General features: G+C 70.8%; 14 protein-coding genes. 11 read left to right on the top strand and 3 right to left on the bottom strand.

Translation table 11 applies throughout. From position 1 onward, the window contains the following. Window positions 1–79: 79 nt before the first annotated feature. The gene (locus ABZU99_RS04835; protein WP_356049076.1) at window positions 80–1483 is read right to left on the bottom strand and encodes a hypothetical protein; all 1404 of its coding nucleotides are present in this window, start codon (window positions 1481–1483) and stop codon (window positions 80–82) included. A gap of 278 nt (window positions 1484–1761) precedes the next feature. Here ABZU99_RS04835 and ABZU99_RS04830 point away from each other — a divergent pair, with 278 nt between their 5' ends. From ABZU99_RS04830 to uppS, 5 genes are all read left to right on the top strand, one after another. Continuing rightward, the gene (locus tag ABZU99_RS04830; RefSeq protein ID WP_356049075.1) at window positions 1762–2628 is read left to right on the top strand and encodes a helix-turn-helix transcriptional regulator; all 867 of its coding nucleotides are present in this window, start codon (window positions 1762–1764) and stop codon (window positions 2626–2628) included. A gap of 25 nt (window positions 2629–2653) precedes the next feature. Then, window positions 2654–2869: a DUF397 domain-containing protein gene (locus ABZU99_RS04825; protein ID WP_355953993.1), complete on the top strand. Its 216-nt coding sequence runs from the start codon at window positions 2654–2656 to the stop codon at window positions 2867–2869. A gap of 217 nt (window positions 2870–3086) precedes the next feature. Next, window positions 3087–3698, top strand: a complete 612-nt coding sequence (locus tag ABZU99_RS04820; protein WP_355953966.1) for a hypothetical protein — start codon at window positions 3087–3089, stop codon at window positions 3696–3698. Window positions 3699–3758: 60 nt separating this feature from the next. Next, window positions 3759–4571, top strand: a complete 813-nt coding sequence (locus ABZU99_RS04815; RefSeq protein ID WP_355953963.1) for an SAM-dependent methyltransferase — start codon at window positions 3759–3761, stop codon at window positions 4569–4571. A 134-nt stretch (window positions 4572–4705) separates the two neighbouring features. Continuing rightward, window positions 4706–5527 carry a polyprenyl diphosphate synthase gene (uppS, locus tag ABZU99_RS04810; RefSeq protein ID WP_355953960.1) on the top strand — a complete coding sequence of 274 codons (822 nt, stop codon included), beginning with the start codon at window positions 4706–4708 and terminating at the stop codon, window positions 5525–5527. On the opposite strand, the gene ABZU99_RS04805 is transcribed toward uppS, so the two are convergent. Continuing rightward, a complete protein-coding gene (locus ABZU99_RS04805; RefSeq protein WP_355953958.1) occupies window positions 5524–6750 on the bottom strand; it encodes an acyl-CoA dehydrogenase family protein in 1227 nt (408 codons plus the stop codon). The genes uppS and ABZU99_RS04805 overlap by 4 nt on opposite strands. Before the next feature lie 168 nt (window positions 6751–6918). Between ABZU99_RS04805 and ABZU99_RS04800 the strand changes: the two genes are divergently transcribed. Beyond that, window positions 6919–7578 carry a TetR family transcriptional regulator gene (locus ABZU99_RS04800; RefSeq protein ID WP_356049074.1) on the top strand — a complete coding sequence of 220 codons (660 nt, stop codon included), beginning with the start codon at window positions 6919–6921 and terminating at the stop codon, window positions 7576–7578. A 34-nt stretch (window positions 7579–7612) separates the two neighbouring features. On the opposite strand, the gene def is transcribed toward ABZU99_RS04800, so the two are convergent. Further along, on the bottom strand, window positions 7613–8170 hold the full coding sequence (gene def, locus ABZU99_RS04795) for a peptide deformylase (protein ID WP_356049072.1): 558 nt from the start codon (window positions 8168–8170) through the stop codon (window positions 7613–7615). Between the two features lie 186 nt (window positions 8171–8356). Between def and ABZU99_RS04790 the strand changes: the two genes are divergently transcribed. The 5 genes from ABZU99_RS04790 (at window position 8357) to ABZU99_RS04770 (ending at window position 12991) form a co-directional block, all read left to right on the top strand. After that, window positions 8357–9595 (top strand): MurT ligase domain-containing protein, encoded by a 1239-nt coding sequence (locus tag ABZU99_RS04790; RefSeq protein WP_355953949.1) that lies wholly within the window; start codon window positions 8357–8359, stop codon window positions 9593–9595. A 22-nt stretch (window positions 9596–9617) separates the two neighbouring features. After that, on the top strand, window positions 9618–10355 hold the full coding sequence (locus tag ABZU99_RS04785; protein ID WP_355953946.1) for a glutamine amidotransferase: 738 nt from the start codon (window positions 9618–9620) through the stop codon (window positions 10353–10355). Between the two features lie 169 nt (window positions 10356–10524). Next, window positions 10525–11550: a 6-phosphofructokinase gene (locus ABZU99_RS04780; RefSeq protein WP_355953943.1), complete on the top strand. Its 1026-nt coding sequence runs from the start codon at window positions 10525–10527 to the stop codon at window positions 11548–11550. Between the two features lie 120 nt (window positions 11551–11670). Beyond that, window positions 11671–12621 carry a cytochrome c oxidase assembly protein gene (locus ABZU99_RS04775; RefSeq protein ID WP_356049069.1) on the top strand — a complete coding sequence of 317 codons (951 nt, stop codon included), beginning with the start codon at window positions 11671–11673 and terminating at the stop codon, window positions 12619–12621. A gap of 214 nt (window positions 12622–12835) precedes the next feature. Further along, the gene (locus tag ABZU99_RS04770) at window positions 12836–12991 is read left to right on the top strand and encodes a hypothetical protein (RefSeq protein ID WP_355953937.1); all 156 of its coding nucleotides are present in this window, start codon (window positions 12836–12838) and stop codon (window positions 12989–12991) included. Window positions 12992–13117 lie beyond the last annotated feature (126 nt).

Below are 13117 nucleotides of genomic sequence, written 5' to 3'. Positions count from 1 at the left end.
CCAGCTACCGCTGGGAGGCGCCCCCCGGCCGGAGGACCGGGGCACCCCGTAACGCTGAGAGGTGCCCGGGCCCTCCGGTTCAGGCGGCCGTGCCGAGCACGGTCCGGGAGCGGTGCTCGAATTCCCGGACCATGGGCTCCCCACGGCGCGGCCGCAGCCTGGTGCGGAAGTCGCGCAGCGCCTGGATCGAGCGCTCGCTGTGCACTCCGCTGAGCGTGTCGAGCGCCTCGCCGGCGGTCCCGATGGCCTCGTCCAGCCGGTTCTGCTGGAGATAGGCCGTGGCCAGGACGGATCGGCTGATCGCCTGGCGCCGGCGCCGGTCGGCGTTGGCGCGCACCGACTCGGCGGCCGCGTGCTCGGCCTCCGCGGCGTTGCCGAGGTCGCGGAAGCACAGGGCCGCCTCGGCCGCCAGATAGTGATGGTCGAGGAAGCGCACCCAGGGCGACTCCTGCTCGGCGCCGCGGCTCGCCTCCAGCTGGGCGTCGGCCGCACGCAGCGACTTGGACGCCTCCCGGGGCTGGTCGAGCGACGCGAATCCGCGGGCGGCCATGGCGTGCAGCCGCATCAGGCCGAGCGGGCTGCCGGCGTGCTTGGCCGTCGCGACACCGACCCGGGCCAGTTCGACCCCCGCCTCCGGCTGGCCCAGGTTGGTCGCGAGATGGGAGAGGCCGGCCAGGATCTGGCCGCCGAGCACCCGGTCGCCGCCCTCGGCGCACAGCCGCAGCGCCTGGGTCATATAGCGCTGGGCCAGGCCGTATTCGGCGTTGTCGTAGCTGCTCCAGCCGGCCATGGCGGCCAGCTTGGCGGCCGCGGTGAACAGCTGGCGCCGCTCATGCGGCGGCGCACCGCGCTGCTGGAGCATGGGGACGACCTCGGTCGACAGATAGAGCACGATGCTGGCACGGACCTGGCCGCCGCCGAAGCGGTTGTCCATCTCGTCGAACATGGTGATGGCCGCGTGGACTTGCTCCACGCGGCCGCCGTCGGCCGCGGGGGCCGCACGGGCGGCGTCCTGGTTCTCGACCAGCCACAGCAGCCATTCGCGCTGTGGGGTCACCAGCGCGCCGGCGACGAAGGGCACCGCGCCCAGCAGGCTGCGGCGGGATATGTCGGTGGAGCCGAGTTCGGCGAGCGTGTGCAAGGTTTCTGCTACGTCCTCGCGGTAGGCCAGCGCCCTGGCCACAACCGGGCGCTGTCGGTCGGAGATGAAGCCGAGCTCGGCGGGGGCCACGGGCCTGCCGAGCCGGTGGGAGAGAACGGCGGCGATGAGCTCCGGCGTATCGCCGCGCGGCTGTCCGCCCTGCAGCCAGCGGGTGACGGACGCTTTGTCGTAGTTCGACTCACGTCCCTGTCTACGTCCTAACTCATTGACCCGCAGGGCCAAGGAGGCGTAGGAGCACCCGGATTCCTTGAGAGCGGCGGCCAACGCGCCGTTGGCGGCGGAGACTTGGCGCCCGCCGGCCGACTGTGCGTGATGTGTCACCGTGACCGCCCTGAGCTCGAGCCACGACGGTCTGCGGGATCCCCGTCGCGCGGCGCCGACCGGGTGGTCGGGGACCTCAACGACGCTGCGCACAAGGGTGGTTGGGAGCCCTTGCCATGGAAGGTGAGATGGGTCACGTGCTCACTATGCGTGGTGAAGTGCTCACCCCGCAACCTTCGTTCTGATAATTTCAAAGCGATTGACTCGCTCTGTATGTGTCGTCAGTCGCGTGGCACACTGTGCAGGCATATGACAGCCATTCCTCCGGGAGGCGGGACGTGAGCGAGGCACGGCCGACCAGCGCCGCCCCCACCGTCTTACGCAGAGTCCTCGGCAAACGTCTGCGTCATCTGCGGGAGCGGGCCAAGGTCTCCTTCGAAGAAGCAGCCCAGGCCATCGAGGTGACCCCGCTGACTGTCCGCCGGATGGAGAAGGCGGAGGTCGGCCTCAAGATCCCGTATGTGAAGGAGCTGCTGCGGAGCTACGGAGTCCGCGGCCCGGAGATCGAGGACTTCCTCGCCCTGGCACGGGAGGCCAACCGGCCGGGGTGGTGGCATCAGTTCCGGGATGTGCTGCCGGACTGGTTCAGTGCGTATGTCAGCCTGGAGAGCGAGGCCACCGTCATCCGTGCGTACGAGCCGCACTACGTACCCGGGCTGCTCCAGACCGAGGACTACGCTCGCGCGGTGCTGCGCATCGGCTTCCCCAACGTCACCGAGGCGGAGCTGGAGCGCAGGATCGCCCTGCGGGTGAAGCGGCAGAGCCTGCTCGCCAAGCCCGACGCGCCGATCATCTGGGCCATCCTCGACGAGACGGTGCTGCGTCGACCCATCGGGGGCCGTGAGGTGATGCGCCGGCAGATCGACCACATGATCGACAGCTTGCAGATGCCCAAGGTCAGGCTGCAGATCATGCGGTTCGCGGCGGGTGGGCACCCCGGGGCCTTCGGCCCCTTCCACTACTTCCGCTTCGGATTCTCCGAACTGCCGGACGTGGTTTACACCGAGAGCCTGACCGGCGCGGTCTACATCGACCAGCCGGCCGAGGTCGTCGCCTATCTGGAGGTCCTGGACCGGATGGCCGTCCAGGCCGAGCCGATCGGCGACACCAGCACCAGCCTGGCCGAACTGAGTAAGGAGCTCTGAGGTGACGGACCCCGTCTACAGCGGTATGCCGGCCAAGGACCTGGGCACGGAGGGCTGGGAGAAGCCCTGGAGCGGGTCCAACGGAGGCACCTGCATCGAGGCCAAACGGCTGCCGGACGGCCGGGTCGCGCTGCGCCAGTCCACCGATCCGAACGGCCCCGCCCTCATCTACTCCCGCTCCGAGGTGGCGTCCTTCCTCGCGGCCGCCAAGGCCGGAGAGGCCGACTTCCTCATCGCGTGAGGTGCCCCCTTTTTTTTGGGCTCGCTTCGCCTCCAGCTACCGCTGGGAGGTGCCCCCAGCCAGCCGGGACACCCGAAACCACTACGCCCGCACAACCGCACAACCCCCCACCGCACTCCCGCCCCCGCCACCCCGCCACGCACACTGAGGACGCCGTGGCGGGCGGCGGCGTCGTCCCCGACGAGTGAGGGGACGCATGGGACGACAGGATGCCGTGATGAAGCTTGACCACGCGGTCGCAGCGCGCCGCACACTGATAGTCGAGGGCTGCGACGGTGTCCGCCGCGAGGAGCTGCTGACCGGGCTCGCGGACCGGCACGGATACACCGTCGCCCGCGCCTCGCCGGACCTCCCGCATGTGGACCCGGTCCGGCCCTACCGCGAGATCCTGCAGCACAGCCTGCAGCACAGCGGGGTGCTCGCGGTGGACGCCGGGCTGGTCGGCGAGCTCGTCTACGGACCGCTGCGCCGCGGCCACTCGCGGGTGAGCTGGATACAGGCATATGACTTCGCCGAGGCGGTGGCCGAACGGGACGGCGCCTTCGTCCATGTGACGGCGCCGGTGACGGTTCTGGAGGACCGGCTGACCGCACGGGGCGCCTCGGCCGCGGAGCTCGCGGAGGTCGACGCCGCCGTCACCGGGTACGACCACGCCTTCTCCACCCTCGCCCAGCTGGCCCCGGTGGTCACCGTCGACGACGAGCCGCTGGCCGGCCCCGGACCGCATCCGCGCCCGGGGGAGGCGGACCCCGCGCTCCCCGTGGCCTCGTACGCACGGCGCCTGCCCCGCATCCGCTCGCCCGTTCCGTTCCGCGCGCCGGAACCCTGAACTCCGCTGTAAGAACGCAACGTTGGTATCTCGAACCGCAGACGGCAGGAGACCCTCCCGATGGCAGACGGCTCGTCCACCCCCGGCCCGCAGGCCCTGACGAAGATCGACACGACCGTGCCGCATTCGGCCCGGATCTGGAACTACTGGATGGGCGGCAAGGACAACTACGAGGTCGACCGGATCGCCGGTGACCAGTACCGGGAGGTCGCCCCGAACATCGAGACCATGGCCCGCGCCTCGCGCGCCTACCTCATCCGCACCGTCACCCATGTGGCGGGCGAATGCGGGATCCGTCAGTTCCTGGACATCGGCACCGGCCTGCCCACCTACGACAACACCCACCAGGTCGCCCAGCGGGTGGCGCCCGAGGCCCGGATCATCTATGTCGACAACGACCCGCTGGTGCTCCGGCACGCCCAGGCGCTGCTCACCAGCACCCCCGAGGGCGTGACCGACTACATCGACGCCGATCTGCACGACCCCGAGCGCATCCTTGAGACCGCGGCGAAGACGCTGGACTTCGACCAGCCCGTCGCCCTGATGCTGATGGGCATCCTCGGCCATGTCCATGACTACGACGAGGCGGTGTCGATCGTTCGGCGGCTGCAGGCCGCGCTGCCCTCGGGCAGCTACTTCGTGCACTACGACAGCACCGACACCGACCAGGCGCTCAAGGAGGCCCAGCAGGGCTACGACGACACCGGCGCCATCCCGTATGTGCTGCGCAGCGTCGAGCAGCTCACGCGCTTCTACGACGGTCTGGAGCTGCTCGAGCCCGGCATCGTGTCCTGTCCGCTGTGGCGGCCCGGTCCCACCGACAGCGCCATCGAGACGACGGATGTCTACGGGGGCGTGGCGCGTAAGCCCTGACCTGGCCCGGCCCCCGGTTGGCGGTAGCCATTACGAATGGTTCGGCCCCCGGAGAGGTAACCCTCACCCCTGCCGTATCGTCAGACACGGCGTCGGAAAGCCGGGGACGAGGGCGAGGCGGAGGGACGGCGCACGTGTTCGAGGTCAGAGCCTGGGGAGTGCCTTCCGTCAAGCGGCTGCTGCGAGGGGTGCCGGGGCCCACCGAACCGCCCGCGGTTGTCCGGCAGCGCCGCGGGCCGGGGCAGGCACCACTGTCCCGGCCGCGCCATGTGGCGATCATCATGGACGGCAACGGCCGCTGGGCCGCCCAGCGCGGGCTCTCCCGAACCCGCGGCCACGAGGCCGGAGTTCGGGCCCTCCCCCGAGTGGTGGACACCGCACTGGAGGAGGGCATCGAGCATCTGTCGCTGTTCTTCTTCTCGACCGAGAACTGGAACCGGCCGCGTGGTGAGGTGGCCGCCCTCATGCGGCTCACCGCCCAGCTGGCCGACGTCTTCCGCGGTTACGGCGCACGGGGGGTGCGGCTGCGCTGGCTCGGCTCGGAGGCGCGGCTCCCCCGCCCGACCCTCGCCGCCCTGCGGCGGGCCGAGGCCGAGACGCTCGGCAACCGCGTCATGACGCTGGCCTTCTGCTTCAACCACGGCGGCCGCGAGGAGATCGCCCGCACCGCGACCTTCCTGGCCCGTGCCTCGGCGGACGGGGCGCTGGACCCCGGGCTCATCGACGAGGCGCTGTTCACCCGCCATCTGCCGCATGCGGATCTGCCGGACATCGACATGCTGGTGCGGACGTCGGGGGAACAGCGGATCTCCAACTTCATGCTGTGGCGGGCGGCCTATGCGGAGCTCTTCTTCGTGGACACGCTGTGGCCCGACTTCACCGGCGAGGAACTGCGCACCCTGCTGGCCGACTTCGCCACCCGCAAACGCCGCTTCGGCGCGGGCGTGAGCCCTTAGCGGATCTGGACGCCGGACAGCGTGCGGGCGATGACCAGGCGCTGGATCTCGCTGGTGCCCTCGAAGATGGTGTAGATCGCGGCATCGCGGTGCATGCGCTCGACCGGGTACTCACGGGTGAAGCCGTTGCCGCCGAGGATCTGGACCGCCTCGGCCGTGACCGTCTTGGCGGTCTCGCTGGCGAACAGCTTGGACATGGAGCCCTCGGCCGAGTCGAAGGGCTTGCCGTTCGCGGCCATCCACGAGGCGCGCCACACCAGCAGGCGCGCGGCGTCGATCCGGGTGCGCATATCGGCGAGCTGGAAGGCGACGCCCTGGTTGTCGATGATGGGGCGGCCGAACTGCTGCCGGGTCTTGGCGTAGTCGAGCGCGACCTCGTACGCGGCGCGGGCGGTGCCGACCGCCATGGCGCCGACGGCCGGACGGGATGCCTCGAAGGTGGCCATCGCGGCGTTCTTCAGCCGCTCCCCGCCCGCCTTGGCCCGCTCACGGGCGCGCGCAAGGCGTTCGTCCAGCTTCTCCTTGCCGCCGAGCAGGCAGCTGCCGGGCACCCGCACATTGTCGAGGACCACCTCGGCGGTGTGCGAGGCGCGGATGCCGTGCTTCTTGAACTTCTGGCCCTGGGACAGGCCCGGCGTGTTCGGCGGGATGATGAAGGACGCGTGGCCCTTGGAGCCGAGCTCGGGGTCGACGACCGCGACCACGACGTGGACGCCTGCGATACCGCCGTTGGTGGCCCAGGTCTTGGTGCCGTTGATGACCCATTCGTCCTTGGCCTCGTCGTGGACGGCGCGGGTGCGCATCGAGGAGACGTCGGAGCCCGCGTCGGGCTCGGAGGAGCAGAAGGCGGCGACCTTCACATCGTTCGTGTCGCCGTACATCTGCGGGATCCAGGTGCCGATCTGCTCCTCGGTGCCGTTGGCGAGCACGCCGACGGCGGCAAGGCCGGTGCCGACGATGGACAGCGCGATGCCCGCGTCGCCCCAGAAGAGCTCCTCCATGGCCATGGGGATGCCGAGACCGCTCGGGTCGAAGTACTGCTGGGCGTAGAAGTCCAGGGAGTACAGGCCGATCTTGGCGGCCTCCTGGATAATCGGCCAGGGCGTCTCCTCGCGCTCGTCCCACTCAGCGGCGGCCGGGCGCATCACATCCGCGGCGAAACCGTGGATCCAGTCGCGCACCGCCTTCTGATCGTCGCCCAGCTCGAACGAGAACTCCGCCATGACGTGCCCCTCCACCTGCTTGTTACCTGCGGTAACAATAGTGTGTTACTCACGAGTAAAAAATGTCAACTCCCCCAGCCGCCCGAACGCTCCGGGCCGCGCGGGTGTTACGTTGCGGCAAGACACATCGAGGCATGTGCGGACGTCAGGGGGCGGGGAGGCACCATCATGGAGACCGAGACCAGTCAGCGCGACGACCAGCGGAAGGCGGCCGAGCGGCGGCGCAAGGAGCTGCTGGAGGCCGCCGACCGGGTGGTGCTGCGCGACGGGCCCGAGGCCTCGATGAACGCCATCGCCGCCGAGGCGGGCATCACCAAGCCGATTCTCTACCGTCACTTCGGCGACAAGGGCGGACTGTACCGCGCCCTCGCCAAGCGCCACACCGACGCGCTGCTCGACTCGCTGCGCGCCGCCCTCGACGCGCCCGCCGCCGACCGGCGCGAACGCGTGGAGGCCACGCTGGACACGTATCTGGCGGCGGTCGAGGCGCGGCCCCAGGTGTACCGCTTTCTGATGCACCCCGCCGACCAGGGCCAGCAGCCGGAAGCGGAGCAGGGCTTCGAGGTCGGCCACCACTCGGCCCCGCTGCTGCGCCGGCTCGGCGAGGAGCTCGCCACGGTGATCGCCGAGCGGCTGGAGCTTGGGCCCGGCGGCGATGAGCTGGCCCGCGTCTGGGGCCATGGGATCGTCGGCATGATGCACGCGGCGGGCGACTGGTGGCTGCGTGAACGCCCCTGCTCACGCGGCCAGTTGGTGCACCATCTCGCCGAGCTGCTGTGGGGGCGGCTGGCGCTGGCGGACGACCGGGACGGCGCCCCGGGCTTCTGAGCCCCAGGATTAGGCGGGCTTCTGAGCCCCAGGGTCAGGCCCCAGCGGTGTTCTCGCGGGCCCACGGCGCCCGCCGGGCCGCCCGCAGCGCCCGGCGCCGCCCCAGCCCGGTGAGCCGGTCCGTGAACAGGCCGCCGTCCAGGTGGTCGCTCTCGTGCTGCAGACAGCGCGCGAAGAAGCCGGTGCCCTCGACCCGCGCCGGCTCCCCGGTCACCGTCACGCCCTCGACCACCGCGCGGTCGTAGCGCGGGGTGCCCGCCTCGATGCCCGGCAGCGACAGGCAGCCCTCCGCTCCGCGCACCGTCACCCCGTCGGCCGCCACCAGCCGGGGGTTGACCACATGCCCCAGGTGCCGGTGGTCCTCGTCGTCCGGGCAGTCGTAGACGAACACCCGCAGGGGTACGCCGATCTGGTTGGCGGCGAGCCCCACCCCGTGCGCCGCGTACATCGTGGCGTACATGTCCTCGACCAGCCGGGAGAGCGCGGCGTCGAAGACGGTGACCTCCTCGCACGGTATGCCGAGGCCCGGATCGCCGAGCAGCCGTATGGGCCGCACCACTCCGCGGCTGCCGGGGATCGTGCCATTTCGCATGAGAGCCAAGCGTACGGGCACCCCCGGCGCGCACTGTGCGGGTGACGGGATTCGGGACACCGGCAGGATCTCGATAGGCTGATCCCCGACCGTGGCCTCCCGGCTGGCGATTCGGCACGGAGGGGGCGTACCACCGGTGCCTCGGGGGGCGGAAGCGGCGCTGGTATGCGAGGAGGATCTAGGACGATGGCAGGCAATTCAGAGCCGCTGTCGCCACGGGCCAAGCTGGCCGTGACGGCGGGCAAGGCCGCGGCGGCGGTGTCGAAGGCAGCGCGCCGCGGCAGCGGATCGGTGATCGGCGGCAAGGTGGCTCTGCGCCTCGACCCCGATCTGCTGAGCAGGCTGGCGCAGCACCTGGACGTGATCCTGGTGTCGGCGACCAACGGCAAGACCACGACCACGCGGCTCATCGCCGAGGCGCTGGGGGCCGCGGGCCCGGTCGTCTCGAACGCGCTGGGCGCCAATATGCCGGCCGGTATCACCTCGGCCCTGGCCGGCGGCTCGGATGCCCGCTACGGCGTCATCGAGGTCGACGAGAAGTACCTCGCGGGTGTGGCCCGCGACACAGAGCCCAAGGCCATCGCGCTGCTCAACCTCTCGCGCGACCAGCTCGACCGCGCCGCCGAGACCCGGATGCTCGCCGAGAAGTGGCGCGAGGGCCTGTCCGGGACCAAGGCGGTCGTGATCGCGAACGCCGACGATCCGCTGATCGTCTGGGCCGCCTCCTCCAGCCCCAATGTGGTGTGGGTCGCCGCGGGGCAGGAGTGGAAGGACGACGCCTGGTCCTGCCCGTCCTGCGGCGGTGTGCTGCAGCGCCCGGGCGACGACTGGGTCTGCGCGGAGTGCGGCTTCCGCCGTCCGGTCCCCAGCTGGGCGCTGAACGGCGACTATGTGCTGGACCCGCACGGCGCGGCATGGCCGATCCACCTCCAGCTCCCCGGCCGCGCCAACAAGGCGAACGCGGCCACCTCGGCGGCCGTCGCGGCGGCCTTCGGGGTGCCGCCGCAGGTCGCGCTGGAGCGGATGTACCAGGTCAAGGCGGTCGCGGGCCGTTATGACGTGGTCACCTTCCAGGAGCGCCAGATGCGGCTGCTGCTGGCGAAGAACCCGGCCGGATGGCTGGAGACCTTCTCCCTGATCGAGCCGCCGCCCACCCCCGTGATCCTCTCGGTGAACGCGCGGGGCGCCGACGGCACCGACACCTCCTGGCTGTGGGACGTGGACTACACCCGGCTGGCCGGCCACCCGATCTGTGTGCTCGGTGACCGCAAGCTGGACCTGGCGGTCCGACTCGAGGTCGCCGGCCTGGACTTCCGGGTCTGCGCGGATGTGGACGAGGCGGTGCGGATCGCACCCCCCGGGCAGATCGAGACGATCGCCAACTACACCGCGTTCCAGGACCTGCGCCGGCGTGTCGGCAACTGACCCCGTACGAGAGGTGCGAAAGATGCGTAGCACGAACCAGAACGGCCTGCGTCTGGTGTGGGTCTACCCCGACCTGCTGAGCACGTACGGCGATCAGGGCAACGCGCTGGTCGTGGAGCGCCGGGCGCGCCAGCGCGGGCTGGACGTCTCCCGTCTCGATGTCCGCTCCGACCAGCAGATCCCCACCTCCGGGGACATCTACCTGATCGGCGGCGGCGAGGACCGCCCGCAGCGGCTGGCCGCCGAGCGGCTGATCCGGGACGGTGGGCTGAATCGCGCCGTCGCCAACGGGGCGATCGTCTTCTCGGTGTGCGCCGGATACCAGATCCTCGGCCACGAGTTCGTCAACGACCTCGGGCAGCGCCAGCCGGGCCTGGGGCTGCTGGACGTGGTCTCCACCCGTGGCGAGGGCGCACGGTGCGTCGGCGATGTGCTGGCCGACATCGACGAGCGGCTGGGGCTCCCGCCGCTGACCGGCTTCGAGAACCACCAGGGCGTGACCCATCTGGGCCCGAGCGCCCGCCCGTTCGCCCGGGTCCGGTTCGGCAACGGCAACGGCACGGACGACGGCTACGAGGGCGCGTACAACGACACCGTCTTCGGTACGTACATGCACGGCCCGGTGATGGCCCGCAACCCGCACATCGCCGATCTGCTGCTGAAGCTGGCGCTCGATGTGAACGCGCTGCCGCCGGTCGACGACCAGTGGTACGAGGCGCTGCGCAACGAGCGGATCGCGGCGGCGAGCCAGCCCGCCTGAGCCGCGGCCCCGGCCGCTCGAGCCGCGTTCGCGCGGTGGGTGCCCGGATGCCGGACACATGCTGGACGGCGCCGACCCCGTCACCCGGCCGCTTGTAGGGTGGCGGGGTCTTCCGCCGGACGACGCGGTCCGGCCGTCAGCCCCCATCGCAGACAGAGGTATGCGTGCCATGCGCATTGGTGTGCTCACGTCCGGCGGCGACTGCCCCGGCCTGAACGCGGTCATCAGGTCCGTCGTCCACCGCGCCGTCGTCGATCACGGCGATGAGGTGATCGGTTTCCACGACGGGTGGAAGGGCCTGCTGGAGTGCGACTACCGCAAGCTGGACCTGGACGCTGTGGGCGGCATCCTCGCCCGCGGCGGCACCATCCTCGGCTCCACGCGGGTACAGCCCGCGCATCTGCGCGACGGCGTGGAGCGGGCGAAGGGACATGTGGCCGAGCTCGGTCTCGATGTGGTCATCCCGATCGGCGGGGAGGGCACGCTGAAGGCGGCCCGGCTGCTGTCGGACGCCGGGCTGCCGATCGTCGGGGTCCCCAAGACGATCGACAACGACATCGCCTCGACCGATGTGACCTTCGGCTTCGATACCGCCGTAGGAGTCGCCACCGAGGCCCTGGACCGGCTCAAGACGACCGCCGAGTCGCATCAGCGGGTGCTGATCGTCGAGGTCATGGGGCGGCACACCGGCTGGATCGCGCTGCACTCGGGCATGGCCGCGGGCGCCCACGCCATCGTCGTACCGGAGCGCCCGTTCGACATCGACGAGCTGGCGAAGACCGTCGGGGCCCGGTTCGAGGCGGGCAAGAAGTTCGCGATCGTGGTGGCGGCGGAGGGCGCCAAGCCGCGCGAGGGCACGATGGAGTACGAGGCGGGCGGTACGGACGTCTACGGCCATGAGCGGTTCGCGGGCATCGCCCGCCAGCTCTCCGTCGAGCTGGAGCAGCGCCTGGGCAAGGAGGCGCGGCCGGTGATCCTGGGGCATGTCCAGCGCGGCGGCACGCCGACGGCGTACGACCGGGTGCTGGCCACCCGCTTCGGCTGGCACGCCGTCGAGGCGGCGCACCGCGGTGAGTTCGGGAAGATCACCGCGCTGCGCGGCACGGACATCGTCCTGGTGCCGCTCGCCGAGGCCGTCGAGCACCTCAAGACGGTACCCGCCGAGCGGTACGCCGAGGCGGAGTGCGTACTGTAGGGACGACACGAACCGGAAACAGCCGATTCGCACCGCGACCATCCATTGTGGCAACCCCCACGGCGAGCAACCAGGTCCGCGAGAGCGGCGCCGGTTCAGGCGCAAAGAGGGAGCTGGCTGATGGATCACGGCGGGCACGGCATGACCATGGATCTGCCGCCGTTCACCTTCTCGCGGGGGCTGGAGTTCGGCGGCGATCCGTTCTTTCTGGTCGGCTGCGTGCTGGCGCTCGCGCTGTACGGGTGGGGGGTGGCGCGGCTGTGGCGGCGGGGGGACTCCTGGCCGGTCGGGCGCCCCATCTCCTTCGCGCTCGGCGTGCTGACCATCGCCGTCGCGATGTGCACCCGGCTGAACGACTACGGCATGGTCATGTTCAGCGTCCATATGGTGCAGCACATGATCATCAGCATGGTCTCCCCGATCCTGATGCTCCTGGGCGCGCCGGTCACCCTGGCCCTGCGCGCCCTGCCGGCGGCCGGGCGGGGCCGCAAGGGACCGCGGGAGCTGCTGGTCGCCCTGTTGCACAGCCGGTACATGCGGATCGTCACCCATCCGGCGTTCACGATTCCGCTGTTCATCGCGAGCCTGTACGCGCTGTACTTCACCCCGCTCTTCGACTTCCTCATGGAGAGCAAGACCGGGCACATCGCGATGATGATCCACTTCCTCGCGGTGGGTCTGGTCTTCTTCTGGCCGATCATGGGGGTGGACCCGGGTCCGCACCGGCCCGGCTATGTGATGCGGATGCTGGAGCTCTTCGCGGGCATGCCCTTCCACGCGTTCTTCGGGATCGCGCTGATGATGGCGTCCGAGCCCATGATCGGCACCTATGAGCACCCGCCGGCCTCGCTGGCCATCGACGCGCTCTCCGACCAGAACGCGGCGGGCGGCATCGCCTGGGCCTTCAGCGAGATCCCGTCGGTGATCGTCCTGATCGCGCTGGTCTATCAGTGGTACAGGTCCGAGCAGCGCCAGGCACGGCGTTCGGACCGCATCGCGGACCGGGACGGCGACCAGGAGCTCGCGGCGTACAACGCCTATCTCGCCTCGCTCCAGGGCCGCGGGCGCTAAGCGGGCGCGGTGAAGTTGGCCGCTGATCCCTCGCCGTTCGGCCTGGCCGAGAGCTTGGACGCCGAGAAGGACCAGCACTTGACTTCGCCGTAACCGCTTAGGTCCGTGGCAAGGCGCTAGCCGCGGGGCCCCGGCCGCGAGACGATGGCCTTCGGGCCCGTGGGGGCCATGGTCCTGGCGAAGGGGCGTCGGGGCCGCCGTGAGGAGGTCGGGGATGCCCGGATCCGCGAAGGCGATGACCGTGTGCACGATGGGGGGCCTGATCCTGGTGACGGCCTACACCGTGGCCCTCGGAAGCAATGGCTGGCTCTGGTTCGCCTGGGTGGTACTCGGTCTGCTGACCGTGGGGGTGCTGGCGGCCCGGGCCTGACCGGGCCGCCACCGCGCGTTCAGCGGTCCGACGGGCGGCCCAGGAGCCGCCGCCACAGGACCACCCACCAGGGGACGCACGGAGCCGGCACCTCCTCCTCGGCAGCGGGCACGGGCCGTCGCGGCG

Source organism: Streptomyces sp. NPDC005266 (genome assembly GCF_040607655.1).
In the GTDB taxonomy this organism is placed as follows: Bacteria; Actinomycetota; Actinomycetes; order Streptomycetales; family Streptomycetaceae; genus Streptomyces.
This window is presented reverse-complemented; position numbering and strand designations above follow the sequence as displayed.